The organism is Micromonospora sp. WMMA2032 (assembly GCF_002688545.1).
Taxonomy (GTDB): Bacteria; Actinomycetota; Actinomycetes; order Mycobacteriales; family Micromonosporaceae; genus Micromonospora; species Micromonospora sediminicola.
This window is the reverse complement of the sequence record NZ_CP024052.1, coordinates 1,201,892-1,228,264: the sequence shown is the minus strand read 5'-3', so window position 1 is coordinate 1,228,264 and position 26,373 is coordinate 1,201,892. Positions and strand designations below refer to the sequence as shown.

Below are 26,373 nucleotides of genomic sequence, written 5' to 3'. Positions count from 1 at the left end.
GCCACCACCCGGTTGGTGCAGGCCCTGCAGGACGCCGGCCTGACCGCGCCGCTGTGGTGCCTCACCCGGGGCGGGGTGGGCACCGGTCCGGCCGAGCCGGTGGCCAGCGCCGCCCAGCACGCCCTGTGGGGCCTGGCCCGGGTGATCGGCCTGGAACACCCCCGGCAGTGGGGCGGCGTGCTCGACCTGCCCGCCGATCCCGACGTGGCGACGTGGACCGAGGTCGTCCGCGTCCTCGGCGGTGGCGCGGGCGACGAGGACCAGGTCGCGGTGCGCCCCTACGGCACGTTCACGCGCCGGCTGGCCCGCACCACGGCCCGCACCTCCGGGCAGCTCACCGGCTGGCAGCCGCGCGGCACGGTGCTGATCACCGGCGGCACCGGGGCGATCGGCGCGCAGGCCGCCCGCTGGCTGGCCGCCAACGGCGCCGAGCACCTGGTGCTCACCAGCCGCCGTGGCCCCGACGCCGCCGGCGCCCGCGAGCTGGTCGACGAGCTGACCGCCGACGGGGTACGGGTCAGCGTGGTCGCCTGCGACCTCGCCGACCGGGACCAGGTCGCCGCGCTCGTCGCCGGGCTGGACGACGTCGCGCCGCTGACCGCCGTGCTGCACGCCGCCGGCGTCACCCGGCTCACCGCCCTGGTCGACACCGACCTGGACGTGTTCGACCACGTGATGGCCGGCAAGGTCGCCGGCGCCGCCCACCTCGACGAGCTGCTCGGCGACCGGGACCTCGACGCGTTCGTGCTGTTCGCCTCCATCTCCGGCGTGTGGGGCAGCGGCGGCCAGGGCGCGTACGCGGCCGCGAACGCCTTTCTGGACGCGCTCGCCGAGCGGCGCCGCGCCGCCGGCCGCACCGCCACCTCGATCTCCTGGGGCGCCTGGGCCGAGGGCGGCATGGCCACCACCGAGGAGGCGCAGCGGCTGCTCAGCCGGCGCGGCCTGAACCCGATGCAGCCCGCCGCCGCGCTGCTCGCCCTGCGCCGGGCGGTCGAGCACGGCGAGACCACGCTCGTCGTCGCCGACGTCGACTGGGCGCAGTTCGCCCCCGCGTACGCCTCCGCCCGGCCCCGGCCGCTGCTCGCCGACATCCCGGAGGCCCGGGCGGCGCTGGCCGAACGGCCCGCCGACGACGTCGACGACCGGGCCGCCGCGCTGCGCCGGCACCTGCTCGACCTGGCCCCCGCCGACCGGGAACGCCGCCTCACCGACCTGGTCCGTGACCACGCCGCCGCCGTGCTCGGCCACACCGGCACCGACGCGGTACGCCCCCGGCGCGCGTTCCGCGACCTCGGCTTCGACTCGCTGACCGCCGTGGAGCTGCGCAACCAGCTCACCGCCGCGACCGGGCTGGCGCTGCCCACCACCGTCATCTTCGACTACCCGAGCCCGGCCGTGCTGGCCGGCCACCTGGCCACGCTGCTGCGGCTGCCCGACGGAGACGGCGTCGCCGCCGACACCCCGGCCGGCGCGCCGACCGTCGACGAGCCGATCGCCATCGTCGGGATGAGCTGCCGCTACCCGGGCGGCGTCAGCGACCCCGACGGGCTGTGGGAGCTGGTCGTCGAGGGCCGCGACGGCATCACCGAGTTCCGCACCGACCGGGACTGGGACCTGGACCGGCTCTACGCCACCGACCCGGACGCGCCGGGCCGCTCGTTCACCCGCCACGGCGGGTTCATCGACCGGGCCACCGAGTTCGACAGCGAGTTCTTCGGCATCTCACCGCGCGAGGCCCTCGCGATGGACCCGCAGCAGCGGCTGCTGCTGGAGGCCACCTGGGCGGCGTTCGAGCAGGCGGCGGTCGCCCCGGACACGCTGCACGGCACCTCGACCGGCGTGTTCGTCGGCGCCTCCCCGTCCGGCTACGGCGCCGGCGACGAGACCCGCGACCTGGACGGCTACCGGCTCACCGGCGGCGCGCACAGCGTCATCTCCGGCCGGGTCGCCTACACGTTCGGCCTGGAGGGCCCGGCGGTCACCGTGGACACCGCCTGCTCGTCGTCGCTGGTGGCGCTGCACCTGGCGGTGCAGTCGCTGCGCCAGGGCGAGTGCGACCTGGCCGTCGCCGCCGGCGTGAACGTGCTGGTCACCCCGGGCGCGTTCGTCGAGTTCACCAGGCAGGGCGGGCTGGCCGCCGACGGCCGCTGCCGCTCCTTCGCCGCCTCCGCCGACGGCACCGGCTGGTCCGAGGGCGTCGGCGTGCTGGTCGTGGAGCGGCTCGGCGACGCCCGCCGCAACGGCCACCGCGTGCTCGCCGTCGTCCGCGGCTCCGCGGTGAACCAGGACGGCGCGTCCAACGGCCTGACCGCCCCCAACGGCCCCTCCCAGCAGCGGGTCATCCGGGCCGCGCTCACCGCCGCCGGCCTGACCACCGCCGACGTGGACGCGGTCGAGGCGCACGGCACCGCGACCACGCTCGGCGACCCGATCGAGGCGCAGGCGCTGCTGGCCACGTACGGGCGGGACCGGGCCGGCGAGCCGCTGTGGCTGGGCTCGATCAAGTCCAACATCGGCCACAGCCAGGCCGCCGCCGGTGTCGCCGGGGTGATCAAGATGGTGCAGGCGCTGCGCCACGGCGTCCTGCCCCGCACGCTGCACGTGGACGAGCCCACCCCGCACGTCGACTGGTCGGCCGGCGCGGTCGAGCTGCTGACCGAGGCCCGGCCGTGGCCGGAGACCGGCCGACCGCGCCGGGCCGCCGTCTCGTCCTTCGGCGTCAGCGGCACCAACGCCCACGTCATCGTCGAGCAGCCGCCGGCGGTCGCGGACGAGCCGGCCGACCGGCCCACGCCGCCGCTGGTGCCGGTGCTGCTGTCGGCGCGCGGCGACGGCGGGCTGGCCCGGCAGGCCGCCCACTGGGCGGACGCGCTGGTCGCGCCCGACCGGCCCGACCTCGCCGACGTCGCCCGTGCGTCGCTGACCGCGCGGACCGCGCTGGAGCACCGGGCGGTGCTGCTCGCCGCCGACCACGACGACCTGGCCGCCGGGCTGCGCGCGCTCGCCGCCGGCGAGCCGGCCGACAACCTGGTCACCGGCCGCGCCACCGACCGGGGTCCGCTGGCGGTGCTGTTCTCCGGGCAGGGTGCGCAGCGCGTCGGGATGGGTCGGGAGTTGTCCGCGGCGTTCCCGGTGTTCGCGTCCGCCCTCGACGAGGTGTGCGGTCACCTGGATCCGTTGCTGCCGCAGCCGCTGCGGCCAGTGCTGTTCGGCGACGGTGACCTGATCGACCAGACGCAGTTCACGCAGGCCGGCCTGTTCGCGGTCGAGGTGGCGCTGTTCCGGCTGGTCGAGTCGTTCGGGGTGACGCCGGACTTCGTGGGTGGTCACTCGATCGGTGAGGTCACGGCCGCGTTCGTGGCGGGGGTGTTGTCGCTGTCGGACGCGTGTGCGTTGGTGGCGGCGCGGGGTCGGTTGATGCAGGCGTTGCCGGCCGGCGGCGGCATGCTGGCGGTCGCCGCGTCGGAGGCCGAGGTGGCGGCGTCGATCGCGGGTCGGGCGGAGCTGGGTGTCGCGGCGGTCAACGGTCCGACGTCGACCGTGGTCTCCGGGTCGCTCGACGCACTGGACGAGATCGAGCGCTCTTGGCGCGACCGGGGCGTCCGGGTCCGTCGGCTCACCGTCAGCCACGCGTTCCACAGTCCGCTGATGGAGCCGATGCTGGCCGACTTCCGCGGCGTGCTGGACGGGTTGACGTTCTCCGCGCCGCTGCTGCCGGTGGTGTCCAACGTGACGGGTGCGATCGCGGAGCCGGCGGAGTTGACCGACCCGGACTACTGGGTGCGGCACGTGCGTCAGGCGGTCCGCTTCGCCGACGGGGTGGCCGCGCTGCGCAGCGCCGGGGTGGACACGTTCCTGGAGATCGGGCCGCGCGGCGTGCTCACCGCGCTCGTCCGGGACACCGCCGACACCGCGTCGGCCGTCGCCATCCAACGCGCGGACCGCCCGGAGCCGCGCGCGCTGCTCACCGGGCTGGCGGAACTCGTCGCCGCCGGCGGCCACGTCGACTGGACCCCGGTCCTCGGCGTCGGCGCGACCGGCCCGGTCGACCTGCCCACCTACGCGTTCGGCGGCGACCGGTACTGGCTGCGCCCGGCCGGCGCCGGCGCCGACGTCACCCGCGCCGGTCTCGGCGCCGCCGGCCACCCGCTGCTGGCCGCCGCCGTCCGGCTGGCCGGCGAGGACGCCGCCGTGCTCACCGGCCGCCTCTCCCTGGCCGCCCACCCGTGGCTCGCCGACCACGTCGTCGCCGGCGCGGTCCTGGTCCCCGGCACCGCGCTCGTCGAACTCGCGCTGCGCGCCGGCGAGGAGTTCGGCCCCTGCCGCATCGGCGAGCTGACCGTCGTCACGCCGCTGGTGCTCCCCGAACGCGGCGCCGTGCCGGTGCAGGTCCGGGTCGGCCCGCGCGACGACACCGGGCGGCGCGCCGTCACCGTCCACTCCCAGCCCGACGACGACCCCGACGGCGACTGGACCCGCCACGCCGAGGGACTGCTCACCGCCGCCGTTCCCACCGACGACGCCGGCCTCGGCGCGTGGCCCCCGCCGCACGCCGCCGAGACCGACCTCACCGGCTGGTACGACGCCCTCGCCGGCCACGGCATGACCTACGGGCCGGCGTTCCAGGGCCTGCGCCGCGCCTGGACGGCCGACGACGGCACCGTCTACGCCGAGGTGACACTGCCCCCGACCGGCCCCGACCGGACCGCCGGGTTCGGCGTGCACCCCGCCCTGCTCGACGCCGCGCTGCACCCCTCCGCGCTGCTGCCCGGCGACGGCACCACCGGACCCAAGGCCCCGTTCGCGTTCACCGGCGTCCAGGTGCACGCCGTCGACGCGGACACGCTGCGGGTCCGGCTCACCCGCGCCGGCACGGGCGTGCGGCTGCTCGCCGTCGACCCCACCGACCGGCCCGTCGTCACCGTCGACGCGCTGGTACTGCGGGAGCTGACCGGCGCCGAGCCGCCGGCCGCCGCCCGGGCCGCCCGCGCGCTGTACCGGGTCGCCTGGCACGCCGAACCGCTCACCCCGCCCACGCCGCCCCCCGTCGCGGTGCTCGGCGCGCCGCTGCCCGCCCTGCCCGACGCCCCCGCCCACCCGGACGTCACCGGACTGCTCGCCGCCGGCGACGTACCCCCGCTGGTGTTGCTGCCGGTGCCGACCGGCCCGACGTCGCCGTCCTCGGTCCGGGCCGCCACCACCGGCGTGCTCGCCGCGCTGCGCGACTGGCTGACCACCGACGCGACCGCCGACGCCCGCCTCGTCGTGCTCACCCGCGACGCGATGCCGGCCCGGCCGGACGACCCGGCCACCGACCTGGCCGGCGCCGCCGTCTGGGGCCTGGTCCGCTCCGCCCAGTCCGAGCATCCCGGCCGGATCGTCCTGGCCGACCTCGACCGGGACCCCGACGCCGCCGCCCTGGCGCTGCTCGCGGCCGCCGCCGACGACCCGACCGCGGCGCAGGTCGCGGTGCGCGGCGACACCACCCTCACCCCCCGACTGGTACGCGCCGACGCCCCGCCCGCCCCCGGCCCGCGCACCCGCGGCGGCACCGTCCTGGTCACCGGCGGCACCGGCGCGCTCGGCGGCCTGCTCGCCCGGCACCTGGTCACCGCGTGGGGCGTCGACTCGCTGGCCCTGGTCAGCCGGCGCGGGCCCGACGCCGACGGCGCGGCCGAACTGGCCGGCGACCTGACCGCGCTCGGCGCCCGGGTCCGGGTGCTCGCCGTCGACCTCACCGACCCCGACGCCGTGCGTGACCTGGTCGCCGGGCTCACCGACGGCGACCGGCTCGCCGGGGTGGTGCACACCGCCGGCGTGCTCGACGACGCCGTCGTCACCGGCACCGACGCCGACCGCCTGACCCGGGTCCTCGCCCCCAAGGTCGACGCCGCCTGGCACCTGCACGAGGCGACCGCCGGCCTCGACCTCGACCTGTTCGTCACCTACTCGTCGATCGCCGGCGTGCTCGGTTCCCCCGGCCAGGGCGCGTACGCGGCCGCGAACGCCTTCCTCGACGCCCTCGCCACCCACCGCCGCGCCCTCGGCCTGCCCGGGCACGCGCTCGCGTGGGGCATGTGGGACACCGACGGCATGGCGGCCGGTCTCGGCGCGGCCGACCGGTCCCGGGTGACCCGCGCCGGACTCGGCCTGATCACCGCCCCGGTCGGCGTCGCGCTCTTCGACGCCGCCGTCACCGCCGACGACGCCACGCTCGTACCGGCCGTGCTCGACCTGCCGGCGCTGCGGGCCGCCGGCGGCGTACCCCCGATGCTGCGCGCCCTCGCCGGCGCCGCACCCGCCCGGCGGCAGGCCGGCGCGGCGGCCGACGGTTGGGCCGGGCGGCTCGCCGCGCTGCCCGCCGACGAGGCCCGCGCCGAGGTCGACCTGCTGGTCCGCGGCCTCGTCGCCCAGGTCCTCGGGCACGGCGGCGCGGACGCGGTGCCGGCCGACCGGGCGTTCCAGGAGCTGGGCTTCGACTCGCTGACCGCGGTGGACCTGCGCAACCGGGTCAACGCCGCGACCGGGCTGCGGTTGCCGTCCACCCTGGTCTTCGACCACCCGAACCCGGCCGCGCTGGCCGCTCACGTGTACCAGCAGTTCGGCGGCGCCACCGCCACCCGGGCCGGCGCCACGGCGGTGACCGGTGTCGACGAGCCGATCGCGATCGTCGGGATGGCCTGCCGCTACCCGGGCGGGATCGACAGCCCCGACGACCTGTGGGAGCTGCTGGCCGCCGGGCGCGACGGCATCGGCGAGTTCCCCACCGACCGGGGCTGGGACCTCGACACCCTGTTCCACAGCGACCCGGACCACCCCGGCACCTCGTACGCCCGGCACGGCGGCTTCCTGACCGGCGCCGCCGACTTCGACAGCGGCTTCTTCGGCATCTCCCCGCGCGAGGCCCTCGCCATGGACCCGCAGCAGCGGCTGCTGCTGGAGGCGTCCTGGGAGAGCTTCGAGTCCGCCGGCGTGGACCCGGCGACCCTGCGCGGCTCCCGCACCGGCGTGTTCGCCGGCCTGATGTACCACGACTACGCGGCCGGGGTGCGCGACCTGCCGGACGGCGTGGAGGGCTACCTGGGCACCGGCACCTCCGGCAGCGTGGTGTCCGGCCGGGTGGCGTACGCGTTCGGGTTGGAGGGTCCGGCGGTCACCGTGGACACGGCGTGTTCGTCGTCGCTGGTGGCGCTGCACCTGGCCGGGCAGGCGCTGCGGTCGGGGGAGTGCGACCTGGCCCTGGCCGGCGGCGTGACGGTGATGGCGAACCCGGGCACGTTCATCGAGTTCTCCCGCCAGCGCGGGCTGGCCGCCGACGGGCGGTGCAAGTCCTTCGCCGCCGCCGCCGACGGCACGGGCTGGGCCGAGGGCGTCGGTGTGCTGTTGGTGCAGCGGCTCTCCGACGCCCGCCGCGACGGCCGGCGCATCCTCGCCGTGGTCGCCGGCACCGCCGTCAACTCCGACGGCGCGTCCAACGGCCTGACCGCCCCCAACGGCCCCTCCCAGCAGCGGGTCATCCGGCAGGCCCTCGCCAACGCCCGGCTGGGCACCGCCGACGTGGACGTGGTGGAGGCGCACGGCACCGGCACCACGCTCGGCGACCCGATCGAGGCCCAGGCGCTGCTCGCGACGTACGGGCAGGACCGCCCGGCGGACCGGCCGCTGCTGCTCGGGTCGGTGAAGTCGAACCTGGGCCACACCCAGGCCGCCGCCGGCGTCGCCGGCATCATCAAGATGATCCTCGCCATGCGGCACGGCGTCGCCCCGGCGACCCTGCACGTGGACGCGCCGTCCCCGCACATCGACTGGACCGCCGGCGCGGTCGAGCTGCTGACCGAGGCGCGGCCCTGGCCGGCGTCGGACCGGCCCCGCCGCGCCGCCGTCTCCTCGTTCGGGGTCAGCGGCACCAACGCCCACGTGGTCATCGAGGCGCCGCCCGCCGAACCGGCCCGCGCCGCCGGCCCGACGCCGCGCGCGCTCACGCCGGTGCTGCTCTCCGCCCGCTCCGACGCCGCGCTCGCCGCGCAGGCCGACCGCTGGGCCCGCCGGCTCGCCGGCGACGACACGGCCCGCCCGGTCGACGTCGGCTGGTCCTCGGTGACCGGCCGCACCGTCCTGGACCACCGCGCCGTCGTCGCCGCCGGCGACCACGACGAACTGCTGGCCGGGCTGCGGGCGCTGGCCGCCGGCGCACCGGCCGCCGGCACCCCCACCGGTACGCGCACCCCGCGCGGCCGGCTGGCCGTCCTCTTCTCCGGTCAGGGCGCGCAGCGCGCCGGCATGGGCCGTGACCTGTACGCGGCGTTCCCCGTGTTCGCCGCCGCGCTCGACGAGGTGTGCGCACACCTGGATCCGCTGCTGCCGCAGCCGCTGAAGCCGGTGCTGTTCGGCGAGGACGATCTGCTGGACCAGACGCGGTTCACGCAAGCGGGACTGTTCGCGGTCGAGGTGGCGCTGTTCCGCCTGGTCGAGTCGTTCGGGGTGACCCCGGACGCCGTCGGCGGGCACTCGATCGGGGAGGTCACCGCCGCGTACCTGGCCGGCGTGCTGTCGCTGCCCGACGCGTGCACGCTGGTCGCCGCGCGGGGCCGGCTCATGCAGGCGTTGCCGACCGGCGGCGGGATGCTGGCGGTCGCCGCCGGTGAGGCGGACGTGCTGGCGTCGCTCGACGGCGTGCCCGGCCTGGGTGTCGCCGCCGTCAACGGCCCGTCCTCCGTCGTGGTCTCCGGACCGGTCGACGCGCTCGACGGGATCGCGCGGCGGTGGCACGAACGCGGCGTCCGGACCCGCGCGCTGACCGTGTCGCACGCGTTCCACAGCCCGCTGATGGAGCCCATGCTGGCCGAGTTCCGCGCCGTCCTGGACGGGCTGGGCTTCTCCGCGCCGCTGCTGCCGGTGGTGTCCAACGTGACCGGTGCGATCGCGGACCCGGCGGAGCTGACCGACCCCGACTACTGGGTGCGGCACGTCCGGCAGGCGGTCCGTTTCGCCGACGGCGTCGCGGCGCTGCGCGACTCCGGGGTGGACACGTTCCTGGAGATCGGCCCGCGGAGCGTGCTCACGGCGCTGACCGCCGAGATCCTGCCCGACGCGCTCGCGGTCGCCGCCCAGCGTCGCGACCGGGACGAGACAGCCGCGTTGCTGGGCGCGCTGGCCGACCTGCACGTGCACGGCGTGCCGGTCGACTGGCGGCCCTGGTTCACCGGCGCCGAGCCGACCCGGGTCGACCTGCCCACCTACGCGTTCCAGCACCAGCGGTACTGGCTGCCCACCGGCCGGATCCGTCCCGGCGACGTCAGCGGCGCCGGGCTCGGCGACGTCGGCCACCCGCTGCTCGGCGCGGCCGTCGCCGTCGCCGGCGCCGAGATGGTCCTGCTCACCGGCCGGCTGTCGCTTGCCACCCACCCGTGGCTCGCCGACCACGTGGTGGCCGGCGCCGTGCTCCTGCCCGGCACCGCGCTCGCCGAGCTGGCCGTCCGCGCCGGCGACGAGGTCGGCGCCCCCCGCATCCGCGATCTCACGTTCGCCGCGCCGCTGGTGCTGCCCGAGACCGGCGCGGTGCGGGTGCAGGTACGCGTCGGCGCACCCGACGGCACCGGCGGCCGTCCGGTCGCCATCCACTCCCAGCCCGACGGCGACACCGACTGGACCGCGCACGCCGAGGGCGTCCTCGACCCGCCCTGGCCGGACGAGCCCACCCTCGCCTGGCCACCCGCCGGGCTCACCGAGGTGGACCTGACCGACTGGTATCCGACCCTCTCCGGGCACGGCCTCACCTACGGGCCGGCCTTCCAGGGCCTGCGCCGGCTCTGGACCGGCGACGGCGAGGCGTACGCCGAGGTCGCGCTTCCGGACGACACCGCCGGGGAGGCGGCCCGGTTCGGGGTCCATCCGGCTCTGCTGGACGCCGCCCTGCACCCGGCCGGGCTGGTGCTCCCCGGCGACGGCCCGCGCGTGCCGTTCACCCTCGACGGACTTCAGGTGCACGCCGCCGGCGCCCGCGTCCTGCGGGTCCGGCTCACCCGCGCCGGCGACGCCGTCCGGCTGGTCGCCGTGGATTCCTCCGGCGCGCCGGTGGTCTCCGTCGACGCGCTGGTGCTGCGGGAGCTGACCGGCGCGGTCGTCCCCGGCGTCGCCGCCCGGTCCCTGTACGCGCTGAGCTGGCAGCCGGAGGACGTCACGCCGGCCGAGGCGCCGTCCGACTGGGCGGCGCTGACCGGCGACGGCCCGACCGGGCTGCCCGCGTACCCCGGCGTGGCGGCGCTGGTCGAGGCCGTCGATGCGGGCCGGACGCCGCCGCGCGTCCTCGTCCTGCCGCTGCCCGCCACCGACCTGCCCACCCCGGACGCGGTCCGCGCGGTCACCACCGACGTGCTCGCCACCGTGCGGTCCTGGCTGGCCGCCGACCCGCTCGCGGAGACCGCACTGGTCGTCCTGAGCCGGGGCGCCGTGTCCACCGGCGACGGTGACCCGGTGACCGACCTGGCCGGCGCGGCGGCGTGGGGTCTGCTGCGCGCGGCGCAGTCCGAGCACCCGGGCCGGATCGTGCTGGCCGACCTCGACCGGGAGCCGGACGCGCACACCCTGGCGCTGCTCGCCCGCGTCACCGCCGACCCGGCCGGCGGCCAGGTGGCGATCCGGGACGGCCGGGTGTCCGTGCCCCGCCTGGTCCGCGCCGCCTCCGTCGCCTCCGCCTCCGGCGTCGGTGTCGGTGTCGGTGACGGCACGGTGCTGGTGACCGGCGGCACCGGCGCGTTGGGTGCCCTGATGGCGGAGCATCTGGTGACCGGGTACGGGGTGCGGTCGCTGGTGCTGGTGTCGCGGCAGGGCCCGTCCGCGTCGGGCGCGGACGCCCTGGTCGAGCGGTTGGCCGGGTTGGGTGCGGCGGTGTCGGTGGTGGCGTGCGACGTGACCGATCGGGATCAGGTGTCTCGGCTGGTCGCGGAGGTGCCGGGTCGGTTGGCCGGGGTGGTGCACACCGCCGGTGTGCTGGACGACGGTGTGGTGTCGGCGATCTCTCCGCAGCGGTTGGCGGGCGTGCTCGCGCCGAAGGTGACGGCCGCATGGGCACTGCACGAGGCGACCCGCGACCTCGACCTGGACCTGTTCGTGCTCTTCTCGTCCCTCGCCGGGGTGCTGGGTTCGCCCGGTCAGGCGGCGTACGCGGCGGGCAACGCGTTCCTGGACGCATTGGCGGTTGCGCGGCGGCAGGAGGGTCTGCCGGCGGTGTCGCTGGCGTGGGGGATGTGGGACACCGCGGGGATGGCGGCGTCGCTGAGCGAGGGGGAGCGGCAACGCTCGGCGCGGTCCGGGCTGCCCGCGATGAGCACCGACGTCGGGCTGGCCCTGTTCGACGCCGCCCTCGCCGAGGGACGGCCGGCGCTCGTGCCGGCCGTCGTCGACGTACCGGCGCTGCGGGCCGCCCTCGACGGCGGGCCGGTCCCGACGGTGCTCCGCGCCCTCACCGGCCCGACCGCCACCCGCCGGCAGGTCCGCGCGGGCGGCGACTGGGCCGACCGGCTGGCCGGCCGCACCGAGGACGAGGCCCGCGCCGAGGTCGACGTGCTGGTCCGGGGGCTGGTCGCGCAGGTGCTCGGGCACGGTGGCGCGGACGCGGTGCCGGCCGACCGGGCGTTCCGGGAACTCGGGTTCGACTCGCTGACCGCCGTCGACCTGCGTAACCGGGTCAACGCCGCGACCGGGCTGCGGCTGCCGTCCACGCTCGTCTTCGACCACCCCAGCCCGGCCGCGCTCGCCGCGCACCTCTTCGAACTGGTCTCCGGCCGGATCACCGCCCGGCGCGCGGCCGTGCGGGCGGCCGACACCGACGAGCCCATCGCCATCGTCGGCATGGCCTGCCGCTATCCCGGCGGCGTCGACAACCCCGAGCAGCTCTGGCAGCTCCTGGCCGGCGGCCGGGACGGGATCTCCGCGTTCCCCGCCGACCGGGGCTGGGACCTCGACGCGCTCTACGACCCGGACCCCGACCACCCCGGCACCTCGTACGCCCGGCACGGCGGCTTCCTGACCGGCGCCGCCGACTTCGACAGCGGCTTCTTCGGCATCTCGCCCCGCGAGGCGGTCGCCATGGACCCGCAGCAGCGGCTGCTGCTGGAGGCGTCCTGGGAGAGCTTCGAGTCCGCCGGCGTGGACCCGGCGAACCTGCGCGGCTCCCGCACCGGCGTGTTCGCCGGCGTGATGTACCACGACTACGCCTCCCGCCTGGCCGACCTTCCGCCGGACGCCGAGGGCTACATCGGTACCGGCACCTCCGCCAGCGTGCTGTCCGGCCGGGTGGCGTACACGTTCGGGTTGGAGGGTCCGGCGGTCACCGTGGACACCGCCTGCTCGTCGTCCCTGGTGGCGCTGCACCTCGCCGGGCAGGCCCTGCGGTCGGGCGAGTGTGACCTGGCCCTGGCCGGCGGCGTGACGGTGATGGCGACGCCCGGCACGTTCGTCGAGTTCTCCCGCCAGCGTGGCCTGTCCCCGGACGGCCGGTGCCGGTCCTTCGCCGCCTCGGCCGACGGGACGGGCTGGTCCGAGGGCGTCGGCGTCCTGCTGGTGCAGCGGCTCTCCGACGCCCGGCGGGAGGGCCGCCGGATCCTGGCGGTGGTGCGGGGCACGGCGGTGAACTCCGACGGCGCGTCCAACGGGCTGACCGCGCCGAACGGTCCGTCGCAGCAGCGGGTCATCCGCCAGGCCCTGGCCAACGCGCGGCTGGGCACGGCCGACGTGGACGCGGTCGAGGCGCACGGCACCGGCACCACGCTCGGTGACCCGATCGAGGCGCAGGCGCTGCTGGCCACGTACGGGCAGGACCGGCCGGACGGCCGGCCGCTGCTGCTCGGGTCGCTGAAGTCGAACCTGGGCCACACGCAGGCCGCCGCCGGCGTCGCCGGGGTGATCAAGATGGTCCTGGCCATGCGGCACGGCATCGTCCCCGCCACCCTGCACGTCGACGAGCCGTCCCCGCACATCGACTGGACCGCCGGGGCGGTCACCCTCGCCACGGCCCCGACGCCCTGGCCCGACCGGGACCGGCCCCGCCGGGCGGCGGTGTCGTCGTTCGGCATCTCCGGCACCAACGCCCACGTCATCCTGGAGCAGCCCCCTGTCTCCGACGCCGGCGACGCGGCAGCCGACCGGCCGGCCGGCCCGGGAGTGGTGCCGGTGCTGCTGTCGGCGCGTACCGACGCGGCCCTGGCCGCCCAGGCCGACCGGTGGGCCGACCGGCTCGCCGGCGACGAGGCGTGGCGACCGGCCGACGTCGCCTGGTCGTCCGTGACCACCCGACCCGCGCTGGAGCGACGGGCCGTGGTGCCCGCCGCCGACCGGGACGACCTGCTGGCCGGTCTGCGGGCGCTGGCCGCCGGCGAACCGTCCGGCGGTGCCGTCAGCGGCGTCCCGACGCCGCGCGGCCGGCTGGCGATCCTCTTCTCCGGGCAGGGCGCGCAGCGCGCCGGGATGGGCCGGGAGTTGTACGTGGTGTTCCCGGTGTTCGCGTCCGCCCTCGACGAGGTGTGCGGTCACCTGGATCCGTTGCTGCCGCAGCCGCTGCAGCCGGTGCTGTTCGGCGCCGGAGACCTGCTGGATCAGACGCGGTTCACGCAGGCGGGCCTGTTCGCGGTCGAGGTGGCGTTGTTCCGCCTGGTCGAGTCGTTCGGGGTGGTGCCGGACCTGATCGGTGGGCACTCGGTCGGGGAGATCACCGCCGCGTACGTGGCGGGGGTGCTGTCGCTGCCGGACGCGTGCGCGCTGGTCGCCGCGCGGGGCCGGCTCATGCAGGGGCTGCCGGCCGGTGGCGGGATGCTCGCCGTGGCCGCCCCGGAGGCCGACGTGGCCGGACTGATCGCCGGCCGGGCGGACGTGGGGATCGCGGCGGTGAACGGGCCGTCCTCGGTGGTCGTCTCCGGTGACCTCGACGCCCTGGCCGCGCTCGACGGCACGTGGCGGGACGCGGGCGTGCGGGTGCGCCGCCTGACCGTGTCGCACGCGTTCCACAGTCCGCTGATGGAGCCGATGCTGGCCGACTTCCGCGGCGTGCTGGCGGGGTTGACGTTCGCCGCGCCGCTGCTGCCGGTGGTGTCGAACGTGACGGGTGCGCTGGCCGACGGTGACGACCTGCGCACCCCCGACTACTGGGTGCGCCACGTCCGCGAGGCGGTCCGCTACGCCGACGGGATCACCGCGCTGCGCGCGGCCGGCGCGGACACGTTCCTGGAACTCGGCCCGCAGAGCGTGCTGACCGCGCTGACCGCCGAGATCCTGCCCGACGACGACGCCGCGCTCGCCGTGGCCGCGCAACGTCGCGACCGCGCCGAGACGCCCGCGCTGCTCACCGCGCTGGCCCAGCTGCACGTGCACGGCGTCCCGGTCTCCTGGGAGGCGTGGTTCACCGGCCCCGCGCCCACCCGGATCGACCTGCCCACGTACGCGTTCCAGCACCGGCGCTACTGGCCGGAGACCGCCCGCCACCGCCCCGGCGACGTCTCCGGCGCCGGGCTGAGCGACGCCGCGCACCCCCTGCTCGGCGCCACCGTCGAGCTGGCCGGCGACGGCACGGTCGTCCTGACCGGCCAACTCTCCCTCGCCACCCACCCCTGGCTGGCCGACCACGCCGTCGCCGGGACCACCCTGCTCCCCGGCGCCGCGCTCGTCGAGATCGCCGTCCGCGCCGGAGACGAGGCCGGCGTGCCCCGGCTGCGCGACCTCACCGTCGCCACGCCAGTGGTCCTGCCCGACACCGGTCGGCTGCGCCTCCAGGTACGCGTCGACGGCGCCGGCACCCGACGCGCCCTCACCGTCCACTCCCGACCCGAGGACGACCCCGACGCCGGCTGGACCCGGCACGCCGACGGCATCCTCGAACCGTCGGTGCCGGACGAGCCCACCGTCGGCGCCTGGCCGCCCGCCGGGCTGACCGAGGTCGACCTCACCGACTGGTACCCGACGCTCGCCGCGCACGGCCTGGCGTACGGGCCGGCGTTCCGGGGCGTACGGCGGGCCTGGACCGGTGAGGACGCGGCGTACGCGGAGATCGCCCTCCCGGACGACGTGGCCGGCGACGCGGCGCGGTTCGGCATCCACCCGGCGCTGCTGGACGCCGCCCTGCACCCGATCGGCCTGCTGCCCACGCTCGGCACCGGGGGACCACGCGTCCCGTTCACGTTCGAGGGCGTCCAGGTGCACGCCGCCGGCGCTTCAGTGCTCCGGGTACGGCTCACCCGCGACGGCGACGCCGTCCGGCTGGCCGCCGCCGACGAGACCGGCGCGCCCGTCGTGTCGGTGGACGCGCTGCACCTGCGGGAGATGACCGGCCTGCCCGCGACCGGCGCCCGCTCCCTCTACGAGGTGCGCTGGGAACCCGCGCCGGCGCGCCCGGGGCGGATCGGCGACTGGGCGGCGCTCGGCGCGCCCGTCGACGGGCTGCCGACGTACCCGGACGTGCCGGCGGTGCTCGCCGCCGGGGCGCCCGAGCTGTTCGTGCTGCCGGTGACCGCGCCGTCCGACGTGACGCCGCCGGAAGCGGTTCGGACAGTCACCTCGGACGTGCTGGCGACGGTGCAGGCGTGGTTGGCCGCCGAGCCGTTGGCGGATTCGCGGTTGGTGGTGGTGACCCGGGGCGCGATTGCGGCCTCGGACGGCGACCGGGTGGTGGATCTGGCCGGTGCGGCGGTGTGGGGGCTGTTGCGGTCGGCGCAGTCGGAGCATCCGGGCCGAATCGTCCTGGCCGATGTGGATCGGGACCTCGACGACATCGTGCTGTCGGTGCTTGCCGGTGTGGCGGGGGACCTGCCTGCCACCGGCGGCCAGGTGGCGCTGCGTGGTGGTGCCGCGCTGACCCCGCACCTGGCCCGCGCCGCACTCGGGCCGGTCGCCGCCGCGGGCGCGGACGCGACGGTCGGGCGCGCGCACGCCGCTGACGGTGACCCGGTCGATGAGACTCCCACGACCGACCGCGACACGGTCGCGCCGGTCGCCGGCGACGCCGGCACAGTGCTGGTGACCGGTGGCACGGGGGCGCTGGGCGCGCTGGTGGCCGAGCATCTGGTGGCCGGGCACGGGGTGCGGTCGCTGGTGCTGGTGTCGCGGCAGGGCCCGGCCGCGCCGGGCGCGGAGGTCCTGGTCGAGCGGTTGGCCGGGTTGGGTGCGGCGGTGTCGGTGGTGGCGTGCGACGTCACCGACCGGGACCAGGTGCACCGGCTGGTCGCCGAGGTTCCGGGTCGGCTCGCCGGAGTGGTGCACACCGCCGGCGTCCTCGACGACGGTGTGCTGTCGGCCATCTCCCCGGATCGCCTCGCGAAGGTGCTCGCCCCGAAGGTGACGGCGGGGTGGTGGCTGCACGAGGCCACCCTCGACCTCGACCTGGACCTGTTCGTGCTGTTCTCGTCCCTCGCCGGGGTGCTGGGTTCGCCGGGGCAGGCGGCGTATGCGGCGGGCAACGCGTTCCTGGACGGGCTGGCGATCTATCGGCGGCAGGAGGGTCTGCCGGCGGTCAGCCTGGCGTGGGGAATGTGGGACACCGCCGGGATGGCGGCGTCGCTCAGCGAGGAGGAACGGCGGCGGTCGACGCGGGCCGGACTGCCCCCGATGGGCACCGACGTCGGTCTGGCCCTGTTCGACGCCGCGCTCACCGCCGACCGACCGGCCCTCGTACCCACGGTGATCGACCTGACCGCGCTGCGCGCGGCCGGTGCTCCCGTACCGTCGATGCTGGCCCCGCTCGTCGGGTCCGCCGCCACCCGGCGGCTCGCCGGCACCGGCGGTTGGGCCGACCGGCTGGCCCGGCTCACCGACGACCAGGCCCGCGCCGAGGTCGACGTGCTGGTCCGGGGTCTGGTCGCGCAGGTGCTCGGGCACGGTGGCGCGGACGCGGTGCCGGCCGACCGGGCGTTCCGGGAACTGGGCTTCGACTCGCTCACCGCGGTCGACCTGCGTAACCGGGTCAACGCCGCGACCGGGCTGCGACTGCCGTCCACGCTCGTCTTCGACCACCCCACCCCGGCCGCGCTCGCCGCGCAGGTGTGGACCGAACTGGCCGGCGGCCGGCCGGACGCGGCCACCCCGACGGCGGCCACCACCACCGGGCTGGACGAGCCGATCGCGATCGTCGGCATGGCCTGCCGGTATCCGGGTGGGGTGGCGAACCCGGAGCAGTTGTGGGAGTTGCTGGCCGCCGGTGGGGACGGGATCTCCGAGTTCCCGGCCGACCGGGGCTGGGACCTGGAGTCGCTGTTCGACCCGGACCCGGACCACAGCGGCACCTCGTACGCGACGCAGGGCGGGTTCCTCTACGACGCCGCCGACTTCGACAGCGGCTTCTTCGGCATCAGCCCGCGGGAGGCCCTCGCCATGGACCCGCAGCAGCGGCTGCTGTTGGAGACCTCGTGGGAGGCGTTCGAGTCCGCCGGCCTGGACCCGGCGACGCTGCGCGGCTCGCGCACCGGCGTGTTCGCCGGGGTGATGTACCACGACTACGCGACCCGGCTGGTCGAGTCGTCGGCCGAGGTCGAGGGGTACGTCGGCGTGGGGACCTCGGGCAGCGTGCTGTCCGGTCGGCTGGCGTACACGTTCGGGTTGGAGGGTCCGGCGGTCACCGTGGACACCGCCTGCTCGTCGTCCCTGGTGGCGCTGCACCTGGCCGCGCAGGCGCTGCGCTCCGGCGAGTGCGACCTCGCCCTGGCCGGTGGGGTGACGGTGATGGCCACGCCGGGCACGTTCATCGAGTTCTCCCGGCAGCGCGGACTCGCCGCCGACGGGCGGGTCAAGGCGTTCGCCGCCGGTGCCGACGGCACCGGCTGGGGCGAGGGTACCGGCGTCCTGCTGGTGCAGCGGCTCTCCGACGCCCAGCGGGAGGGCCGCCGGATCCTCGCCGTGGTGCGGGGCACGGCGGTCAACCAGGACGGCGCGTCCAACGGGCTGACCGCGCCGAACGGTCCGTCGCAGCAGCGGGTGATCCGGCAGGCCCTGGCCAACGCGCGGCTGAACCCGTCCGACGTGGACGCGGTGGAGGCGCACGGCACCGGCACCACGCTCGGTGACCCGATCGAGGCGCAGGCAGTGCTCGCCACCTACGGCCAGGACCGCGAGACGCCGCTGCTCCTGGGGTCGATCAAGTCGAACCTCGGGCACACCCAGGCCGCCGCCGGCGTCGCCGGGGTGATCAAAATGGTCCTGGCCATGCGGCACGGCCTGGTGCCGCCGACGCTGCACGTGGACGAGCCGTCCCCGCACATCGACTGGACCGCCGGCGCGGTCACCCTGGCCACGGCCCCGACGCCCTGGCCCGACCGGGACCGGCCCCGCCGGGCGGCGGTGTCGTCGTTCGGCATCTCCGGCACCAACGCCCACGTCGTCCTCGAACAGCCACCCGCCACCGCCGGCCCGGCCGAAACGGTGATCGACGGTGACGTGCTTCCCACCCGCGCCGACGGCCAGGACCGGCCCGCCACCACCGCCGGCGCGGCCCGCGCCCACCTGCCGGTGCTGCTGTCGGCGCGGACCGACGCGGCCCTGGCCGGCCAGGCCGAGCGGTGGGCACGTCGCCTTGCCGGTGACGCCACGCTCCGACCGGTGGACCTGGCCTGGTCCTCGGCGACCACCCGGGCCACCCTGGAACGGCGGGCCGTGCTGGCCGTCGCCGGCCGGGACGACCTGCTCACCGCGCTGCGCGCGCTGGCCGCCGGTACGCCGTCCGGCGCGGTGCTCTCCGGTGACGCGGTGCGGCGCGGCCCGCTCGCGGTGCTCTTCTCCGGTCAGGGCGCGCAGCGCGCGGGGATGGGTCGGGAGTTGTCCGCGGCGTTCCCGGTGTTCGCGTCCGCCCTCGACGAGGTGTGCGCGCACCTGGATCCGTTGCTGCCGCAGCCGCTCAAGCCGGTGCTGTTCGGCGAGGACGAGCTGCTGCACCAGACGTGGTTCACGCAGGCGGGGTTGTTCGCGGTCGAGGTGGCGCTGTTCCGGCTGGTCGAGGCGTTCGGGGTGACGCCGGACTTCGTGGGTGGGCACTCGATCGGTGAGGTGACGGCCGCGTTCGTGGCGGGGGTGTTGTCGCTGTCGGACGCGTGTGCGTTGGTGGCGGCGCGGGGTCGGTTGATGCAGGCGTTGCCGGCCGGCGGCGGGATGCTGGCGGTCGCCGCGCCCGAGTCCGACGTGGCCGGAATGATCGCCGGCCGGACGGACATCGGGATCGCGGCGGTGAACGGGCCGTCGTCGGTGGCCGTCTCCGGTGACCTCGACGCGCTGACCGCGCTGGAGCACACCTGGCGCGACCGGGGCGTCCGGGTCCGTCGGCTCACCGTCAGCCACGCGTTCCACAGTCCGCTGATGGAGCCGATGCTGGCCGAGTTCCGCGGCGTGCTGGACGGGTTGACGTTCGCCGCGCCGCTGCTGCCGGTGGTGTCCAACGTGACCGGTGCGATCGCGGAGCCGGGGGAGTTGACCGACCCGGACTACTGGGTGCGGCACGTCCGCCAGGCGGTCCGCTTCGCCGACGGGATCACCGCGCTGCGCGACGCCGGGGTGGACACGTTCCTGGAGATCGGGCCGCAGAGTGTGCTCACGGCGCTGACCGCCGAGGTCCTTGCCGAGGGAGACGGGCTCGCGGTCGCGGTGCAACGCCGGGACCGGGACGAGAGCGCCGCGCTGCTGGCCGGGCTGGCCGACCTGCACGTCCACGGCGTGCCGGTGGACTGGACGCCCTGGTTCGCCGGCACCGACGCCACCCGCGTCGACCTGCCCACCTACGCCTTCCAGCACCAGCGCTACTGGCCCGCGCCAAGCACCCGCACGCCGGCCGCGCCGGACGCCGAGTTCTGGGCTGCCGTGGAGAGCGGCGACCCCGCCGCGCTCGCCGCACACCTCGGCCACGACGCCGCCGCCGACGCGCTCAGCTCCGCGCTGCCGGTCCTCGCCGACTGGCACCGCGCCCGCACCCGGGGACCGGACAGCGGGGCGTACCGGATCGGGTGGGAGCCGGTGCGTCCCGCCGCCGCAGCCGGGCTGACCGGCCGGTGGCTGGTCGCCACCGTCGGCGGCGGCGCCGACGGCGGCGTCCCGAGGACACTCACCGAGGCCGGCGCCACCGTCGACACGCTCACCATCGCGGCCGGCGCCGACCGCAACGACCTGGCGGAGCGCCTCCGACGCCTCGGCGACGACCAGGGCTGGACCGGCGTGCTCTGCGTCCTGCCCCGGCAGGACCGGCCGCTGCCCGGCGCGCCGGCGGTCCCGGCCGGCACCGCCGCGCTGCTCACGCTCGTGCAGGCGCTCACCGACACCGGCCGGCCCGGCCGGGTGTGGGCGCTCAGCCGCGCCGCGCTGGCCGTCGCCCCCGGCGACCGGGGCGGCGACGTCCGGGCCGTGTCCGCCTGGGGCCTCGGCCGCGCCGTCGCCCTGGAACACCCGAACCGGTGGGGCGGCCTGGTCGACCTGCCCGCCCGCGCCGACCGGACCACCCGCGCCGCGCTCGTCGCGCTGCTCGCCGACGGCGCCCACGACCAGGTGGCAGTACGCCGCAGCGGCGTCTACGCCCGGCGGCTCCTCCCGGCCACGGCGCCGGCCGGCGCCGGCTGGCGGCCCCGGGGCACCGTGCTGGTCACCGGCGGCACCGGCGCGCTCGGCCGGCACGTGGCGCGCTGGCTGCTGGCGAACGGGGCCGACGAGGTGGTGCTGGCGTCGCGGCGCGGCCCGGACGCCCCCGGCGCGGCCGACCTCGCCGCCACGATCGGCGCGGTCCGGGTGGTCGCCTGCGACGTCAGCGACCCGGTCGCCGTCACCGACCTGGTGGACGACCTGCCCGCGCTGACCGCCGTCGTGCACGCCGCCGGCGTCGCCGGCGACCCGGCCGCCGCCCACGACCTGACCACCGCCGACCTGGCCCGCACCCTCTCCGGCAAGGTGCTCGGCGCGATGCACCTGGACGCCGCCTGTCAGGACCGCGACCTCGACGCGTTCGTGGTGTTCTCCTCCGTCGCCGGCGTCTGGGGCGGTGGCGGGCAGGCCGGCTACGCCGCCGGCAACGCCCTGCTCGACGCGCTGGTCGCCGCCCGCCGCGCGGCCGGTCTGCCGGCCACCGCGCTCGCCTACGGCCCGTGGGCGCAGGACGGGATGGCCGCCGGGGAGACGGCGGACGGGCTGCGCCGCCGCGGGCTCGACCCGTTGCCGCCGACCACCGCCGTCGCCGCGTTGGGCCGATGGGTCAACGCTCCCGAACCGGCCCCGGTGATCGCCGACGTGGACTGGTCCCGGTTCGTCGCGGCGTACACGGCGGCGCGCCCCAGCCACCTGTTCGACCGGGTCGCCCCGGCCGTCGCGGTCGACGGCGGGCAGCCGGAGCCGACCGACGGCGGCTTCCGCGCCCGACTCGCCGGGCTGCCGCCGGCCGGGCAGGAGACGCTGCTGCTCGACCTGGTCCGCGCCGAGGCCGCCGCCGTGCTCGGACACCCCTCCACCGACCAGGTGCCGGCCGACCGCGCGTTCCGCGACCTCGGTTTCGACTCGCTGGCCGCGGTGCAGCTGCGGGACCGGGTCGGCCGGGCCACCGGCACGACACTGCCCTCCACAGTGGTCTTCGACCACCCGTCGGCGGCCGAGCTGGCGCGCTTCCTGCGTACCGCGATGGTGGCCGGCGCGGACGCGCCGGTCGAGGCCGCCCACGCGTCGGCCCGGCCGGCCGCCGACGAACCCATCGCGATCGTGTCGATGGCCTGCCGGTTCCCCGGCGGCGTGTCCTCCCCGCAGGAGCTGTGGCGGCTGCTCGCCGACGGTGTGGACGCCGTCGGCCCGATGCCCACCGACCGGGGGTGGGACCTCGACGGGCTCTTCGACAGCGACCCGGAGCGCGTCGGCACCAGCTACACCCGCAGCGGCGGCTTCCTCGCCGACGTGGCCGGCTTCGACGCCGCGTTCTTCGGGATCAACCCGCGCGAGGCGCTCGCCATGGACCCGCAGCAACGGCTGCTGCTGCACACCACCTGGGAGGCGATCGAGTCCGCCGGCCTCGACCCGCAGCGGCTGCGCGGCTCGGCCACCGGCGTGTTCGTCGGCACCAACGGGCAGGACTACGCGACCCTGCTGCTCGGCGCCCGCGCCGAGGTCGAGGGCTACCAGGCCACCGGCAACGGCGCGTCCGTCGTCTCCGGCCGGCTGGCGTACGCGTTCGGCCTGCACGGCCCCGCCGTCACCGTCGACACCGCCTGCTCCTCGTCGCTGGTCGCGCTGCACCTGGCCGCGCAGGCGCTGCGCTCCGGCGAGTGCGACCTGGCCCTCGCGGGCGGCGTCACGGTGATGTCGACACCCGGCGCGTTCCTGGAGTTCTCCCGGCAGCGCGGACTCGCCGCCGACGGGCGGGTCAAGGCGTTCGCCGCCGCCGCGGACGGCACCGGCTGGGGCGAGGGCGTCGGTGTCCTGCTGCTGCAACGCCTCTCCGACGCCCGACGCGACGGGCGGCGGATCCTCGCCGTGGTGCGCGGCAGCGCGGTCAACTCCGACGGCGCGTCCAACGGCCTGACCGCGCCGAACGGACCGGCCCAGCAACGCGTCATCCGGGCCGCCCTGGCCAACGCCGGCCTCACCCCGGCCGACGTCGACGCGATCGAGGCGCACGGCACCGGCACCACGCTCGGCGACCCGATCGAGGCCCAGGCGCTCGCCGCCGCGTACGGGCCGGACCGCCCGACGGACCGGCCGCTCTGGCTCGGCTCGGTCAAGTCGAACCTCGGCCACACGCAGGCGGCGGCGGGCGCGGCCAGCCTGATCAAGATGGTGCTGGCGCTGCGCCACGGCACGCTCCCGGCGACGCTGCACGTCGACGCGCCCACGCCGCACGTGGACTGGTCGGCCGGCCCGCTGGCGCTGCTCACCGAGGCGCGCCCCTGGGCGGCCGACGGGCGTACCCGCCGGGCCGGCGTCTCGTCGTTCGGCATCAGCGGCACCAACGCCCACGTGATCCTGGAGGAGGCCCCGGCCGACCCGACCGGCCCGGATCTCGCCGGCCCGGCCCGGGACGTCGCGCTGCCGTGGCCGGTCAGCGCGGCCACCGCCGCCGGCCTGCGGGACCAGGCCGCCCGCCTGGCCGCCCGGCTCACCGACCCGACCGACCCGCTGTCCGCCGCCGACCCCGGCGCGACCGCCTGGGCGCTGGTCGAGGGCCGGGCGCACCTGACCCACCGGGCCGTGGTGGTCGCCGCCGACCCGCCGACGCGGCGGGAGGCGCTCGCCGCGCTCGCCGCCGGTGAACCCCACCCCGCCCTCGTGTCCGCCGCGTCGGCCGGCACCGGTGGCACCGCCGTCCTCTTCTCCGGTCAGGGCGCGCAACGCGCCGGGATGGGCCGCGAGTTGTACGCGGCGTTCCCGGTGTTCGCGTCCGCCCTGGACGAGGTGTGCGCGCACCTGGATCCGTTGCTGCCGCAGCCGCTCAAGCCGGTGCTGTTCGGTGACGGTGACCTGTTGGATCAGACGTGGTTCACGCAGGCCGGCCTGTTCGCGGTCGAGGTGGCCCTGTTCCGGCTGGTCGAGTCGTTCGGGGTGGTGCCGGACCTGATCGGTGGGCACTCGGTCGGGGAGATCACCGCCGCGTACGTGGCCGGTGTGTTGTCCCTGCCGGACGCGTGCGCGCTGGTCGCCGTGCGGGGCCGGTTGATGCAGGCGTTGCCGGCCGGTGGTGGGATGCTCGCCGTGGCCGCCCCGGAGGCCGACGTGGCCGCGTCCCTCGCCGGCCGGGCCGACGTCGGGATCGCCGCGGTCAACGGGCCGTCGTCGGTGGTGGTCTCCGGCGCCGGGGACGCCCTGGCGGAGATCGAGCGGGTCTGGCGCGACCGGGGGGTCCGGGTCCGCCGTCTGACCGTGTCGCACGCGTTCCACAGCCCGCTGATGGAGCCGATGCTGGCCGACTTCCGCAGTGTGCTGGACGGGTTGACGTTCGCCGCGCCGCTGCTGCCGGTGGTGTCGAACGTGACCGGCGCGCTCGCCGACGGTGACGACCTGCGCACCCCCGACTACTGGGTGCGCCACGTCCGCGAGGCGGTCCGCTACGCCGACGGGATCACCGCGCTGCGCGCGGCCGGCGCGGACACGTTCCTGGAGATCGGGCCGGCCGCCGTGCTGACCCCGATGAACGCCGACCTGCTCCCCGACGACGCCACCGCCGTGGCCACGCTGCGCGCCGGCGTACCGGAGGTCACCACCCTGCTCACCGCGGTCGCCGCCTGGTACGCGACCGGCCGGGACCTGCACTGGCCGGCGCTGCTCGCCGGCCCCCGACCCGCCGCCCGCGACCTGCCCGAGCTGCCCACCTACCCGTTCCGGCCGCAGCGCTACTGGCCCACCCTGACCACGCCCATCGGCGGCGCCGCCGGGCCGGACGACGGCGAGTTCTGGCGGGCGGTCACCGACGGCGACCTCGACCGTCTCGGCATCGACACCGGACAGCCGCTGCGCGACCTGCTGCCGCAGCTCGACACGTGGCGTCGCCGGCGGCGTCAGGACGGCGTGCTGGCCGGCTGGCGCTACCGGGTCGCCTGGCAGCCCCGCCCGCTCACCGGCGGGGAACCGGGCCGCTGGCTGCTGGTCGCCCCGCCCCGCGAGACCGCCGCCACGGTCGCCGAGGCGCTGCGGGCCGGCGGCGCCGACGTGCGGCTGCTCACCGTCGACCCGGCCACCGTGGACCGCGACGGCCTCGCCGCCGACCTGGCCCGGGCCGAAACCGAACACCGGCCCACCGGCCTGCTGTCACTGCTCGCGCTCGACGAGGCGCCCCACCCCGAGCGGGATGCCCTGCCGGCCGGGCTCGCGGCGAACCTGCTGCTCCTGCAGGCGCACACCGCCCGCGACGGCGGCGCGCCGCTGTGGCTCGCCACCACCGGCGCGGTCGCCACCGACGACGAACCGGCCACCCGGCCGTGGCAGGCCACCACCTGGGGTCTCGGGCTGGCCGCCGGGCTGGAACACCCCCGGCACGTCGGCGGTCTGGTCGACCTGCCCGGCACGGTGACCGCCGAGTCCGCCGCCGCGCTGCTCGCCACGCTGACCAACCGGGAGGCCGAGGACCAGGTCGCCGTGCGCGCGGCCGGGCCGCTCGTGCGCCGCCTGGTCCGCGCCACCGACCCGACCGGGGGTACGGACGGCGGCTGGACGCCACGCGGCAGCGTCCTGCTCAGCGGCGGGACCGGACCGGTCGCCCGGCACACCACCGCCTGGCTCGACCGGGCCGGCGCCACCGTGGTGCCGCTGGACGAGCCGGCCGGCGGGAAGCTGACCGACCGGATGGCGCAGCTCGCCGCCGACGGACGCCCGGTCACCGGGCTGGTGCACGTGCCCGCCGACACCGGCACCGTGCCGCTGGCCGACCTCACCCTCGCCGACCTGGCCGCCGACCTGCTCGCCACCGTCGGCGACCTGCCCCGGTACGCCGACGAGGTGGAACAGCGGACGCTCGGCGCGCTCGTGGTCTGCTCCTCCACCTCCGGGGTGTGGGGCTCCGGCGGGCGCTGCGGGCAGGCGGCCGGCGACGCCCTGCTCCAGGTGCTCGCCGCCGGGTGGCGGCGGGCCGGGCTGCCGGTCACCTCGGTCGCGTTCGGCCCCTGGGCCGACGGCCTCACCGACACCGACCTGGCGCAGCTGAGCCGGGGTGGGCTACCCGGCATGGATCCCGAACTGGCCGTCGCCGCGCTGCGGCGGGCCGTCGCGGACGGCGCCCGGCTGGTCGTCGCCGACGTCCGCTGGGACCGGTTCGTGCCGGCCGTGGCCGCGGTCCGCGACCGGCCGCTCTTCGGCGACCTGCCGGAGGCCCGGGAGGCGCTGCGCGGCCTGCACGCCGACCAGCCCACCGACGACGCCGCCGCGACCGCGCTGCGGGAACGACTGCGCCCGCTCGGCGACGCGGAGCGGGACACGATCCTGGTCGACCTCGTCGCCGGGCAGGCCGCGTCGGTGCTCGGCCTCCCGGACACCACCGACCTCGGCCCCGCCCGGGCGTTCCGCGAGGTCGGCTTCGACTCGATGACCGCCGTGGCGCTGCGCAACCGGCTCCGGGCCGCCACCGGGGCCACGCTGCCGGCGAGCGTGGTGTTCGACTACCCGACCCCGCTGGCGCTCGCCCGGCACCTGCGTACGCTGCTGGCGCCCGACGGCGCCGCCGCCACCACCGGCCTGCTCGCCGAACTGGAGAAGGTGGACGGGCTGTTCGCCGCCGGCGCGCCGGACGAGCTGACCCGGCGGAAACTGCTGGTGCAGATGCAGGCGTTCCTCGCCCGCTGGGGCGACGACCGGTCCGCGCCGCAGGAGGCGCCGGTGACCCGCACGCTCGACGGGGCCAGCGACGCCGAACTGTTCGATTTCATCCACCGCGAGTTGGGTGGCCCTGGCGGCGAATCCTGA

The 26,373-nt window shown here is 77.1% G+C and carries 1 protein-coding gene (running past one end of the window); it reads left to right on the top strand.

Annotation, left to right across the window (positions count from 1 at the left end; genetic code table 11):
* Nucleotides 1–26,373, top strand: partial view of a type I polyketide synthase gene (locus CO540_RS05190; protein WP_099164598.1) — the 3' portion only. Its footprint begins 3,234 nt before the window's first position; only the last 26,373 of its 29,607 coding nucleotides appear in the window; its start codon lies beyond the left edge, outside the window; it ends in the stop codon at nt 26,371–26,373.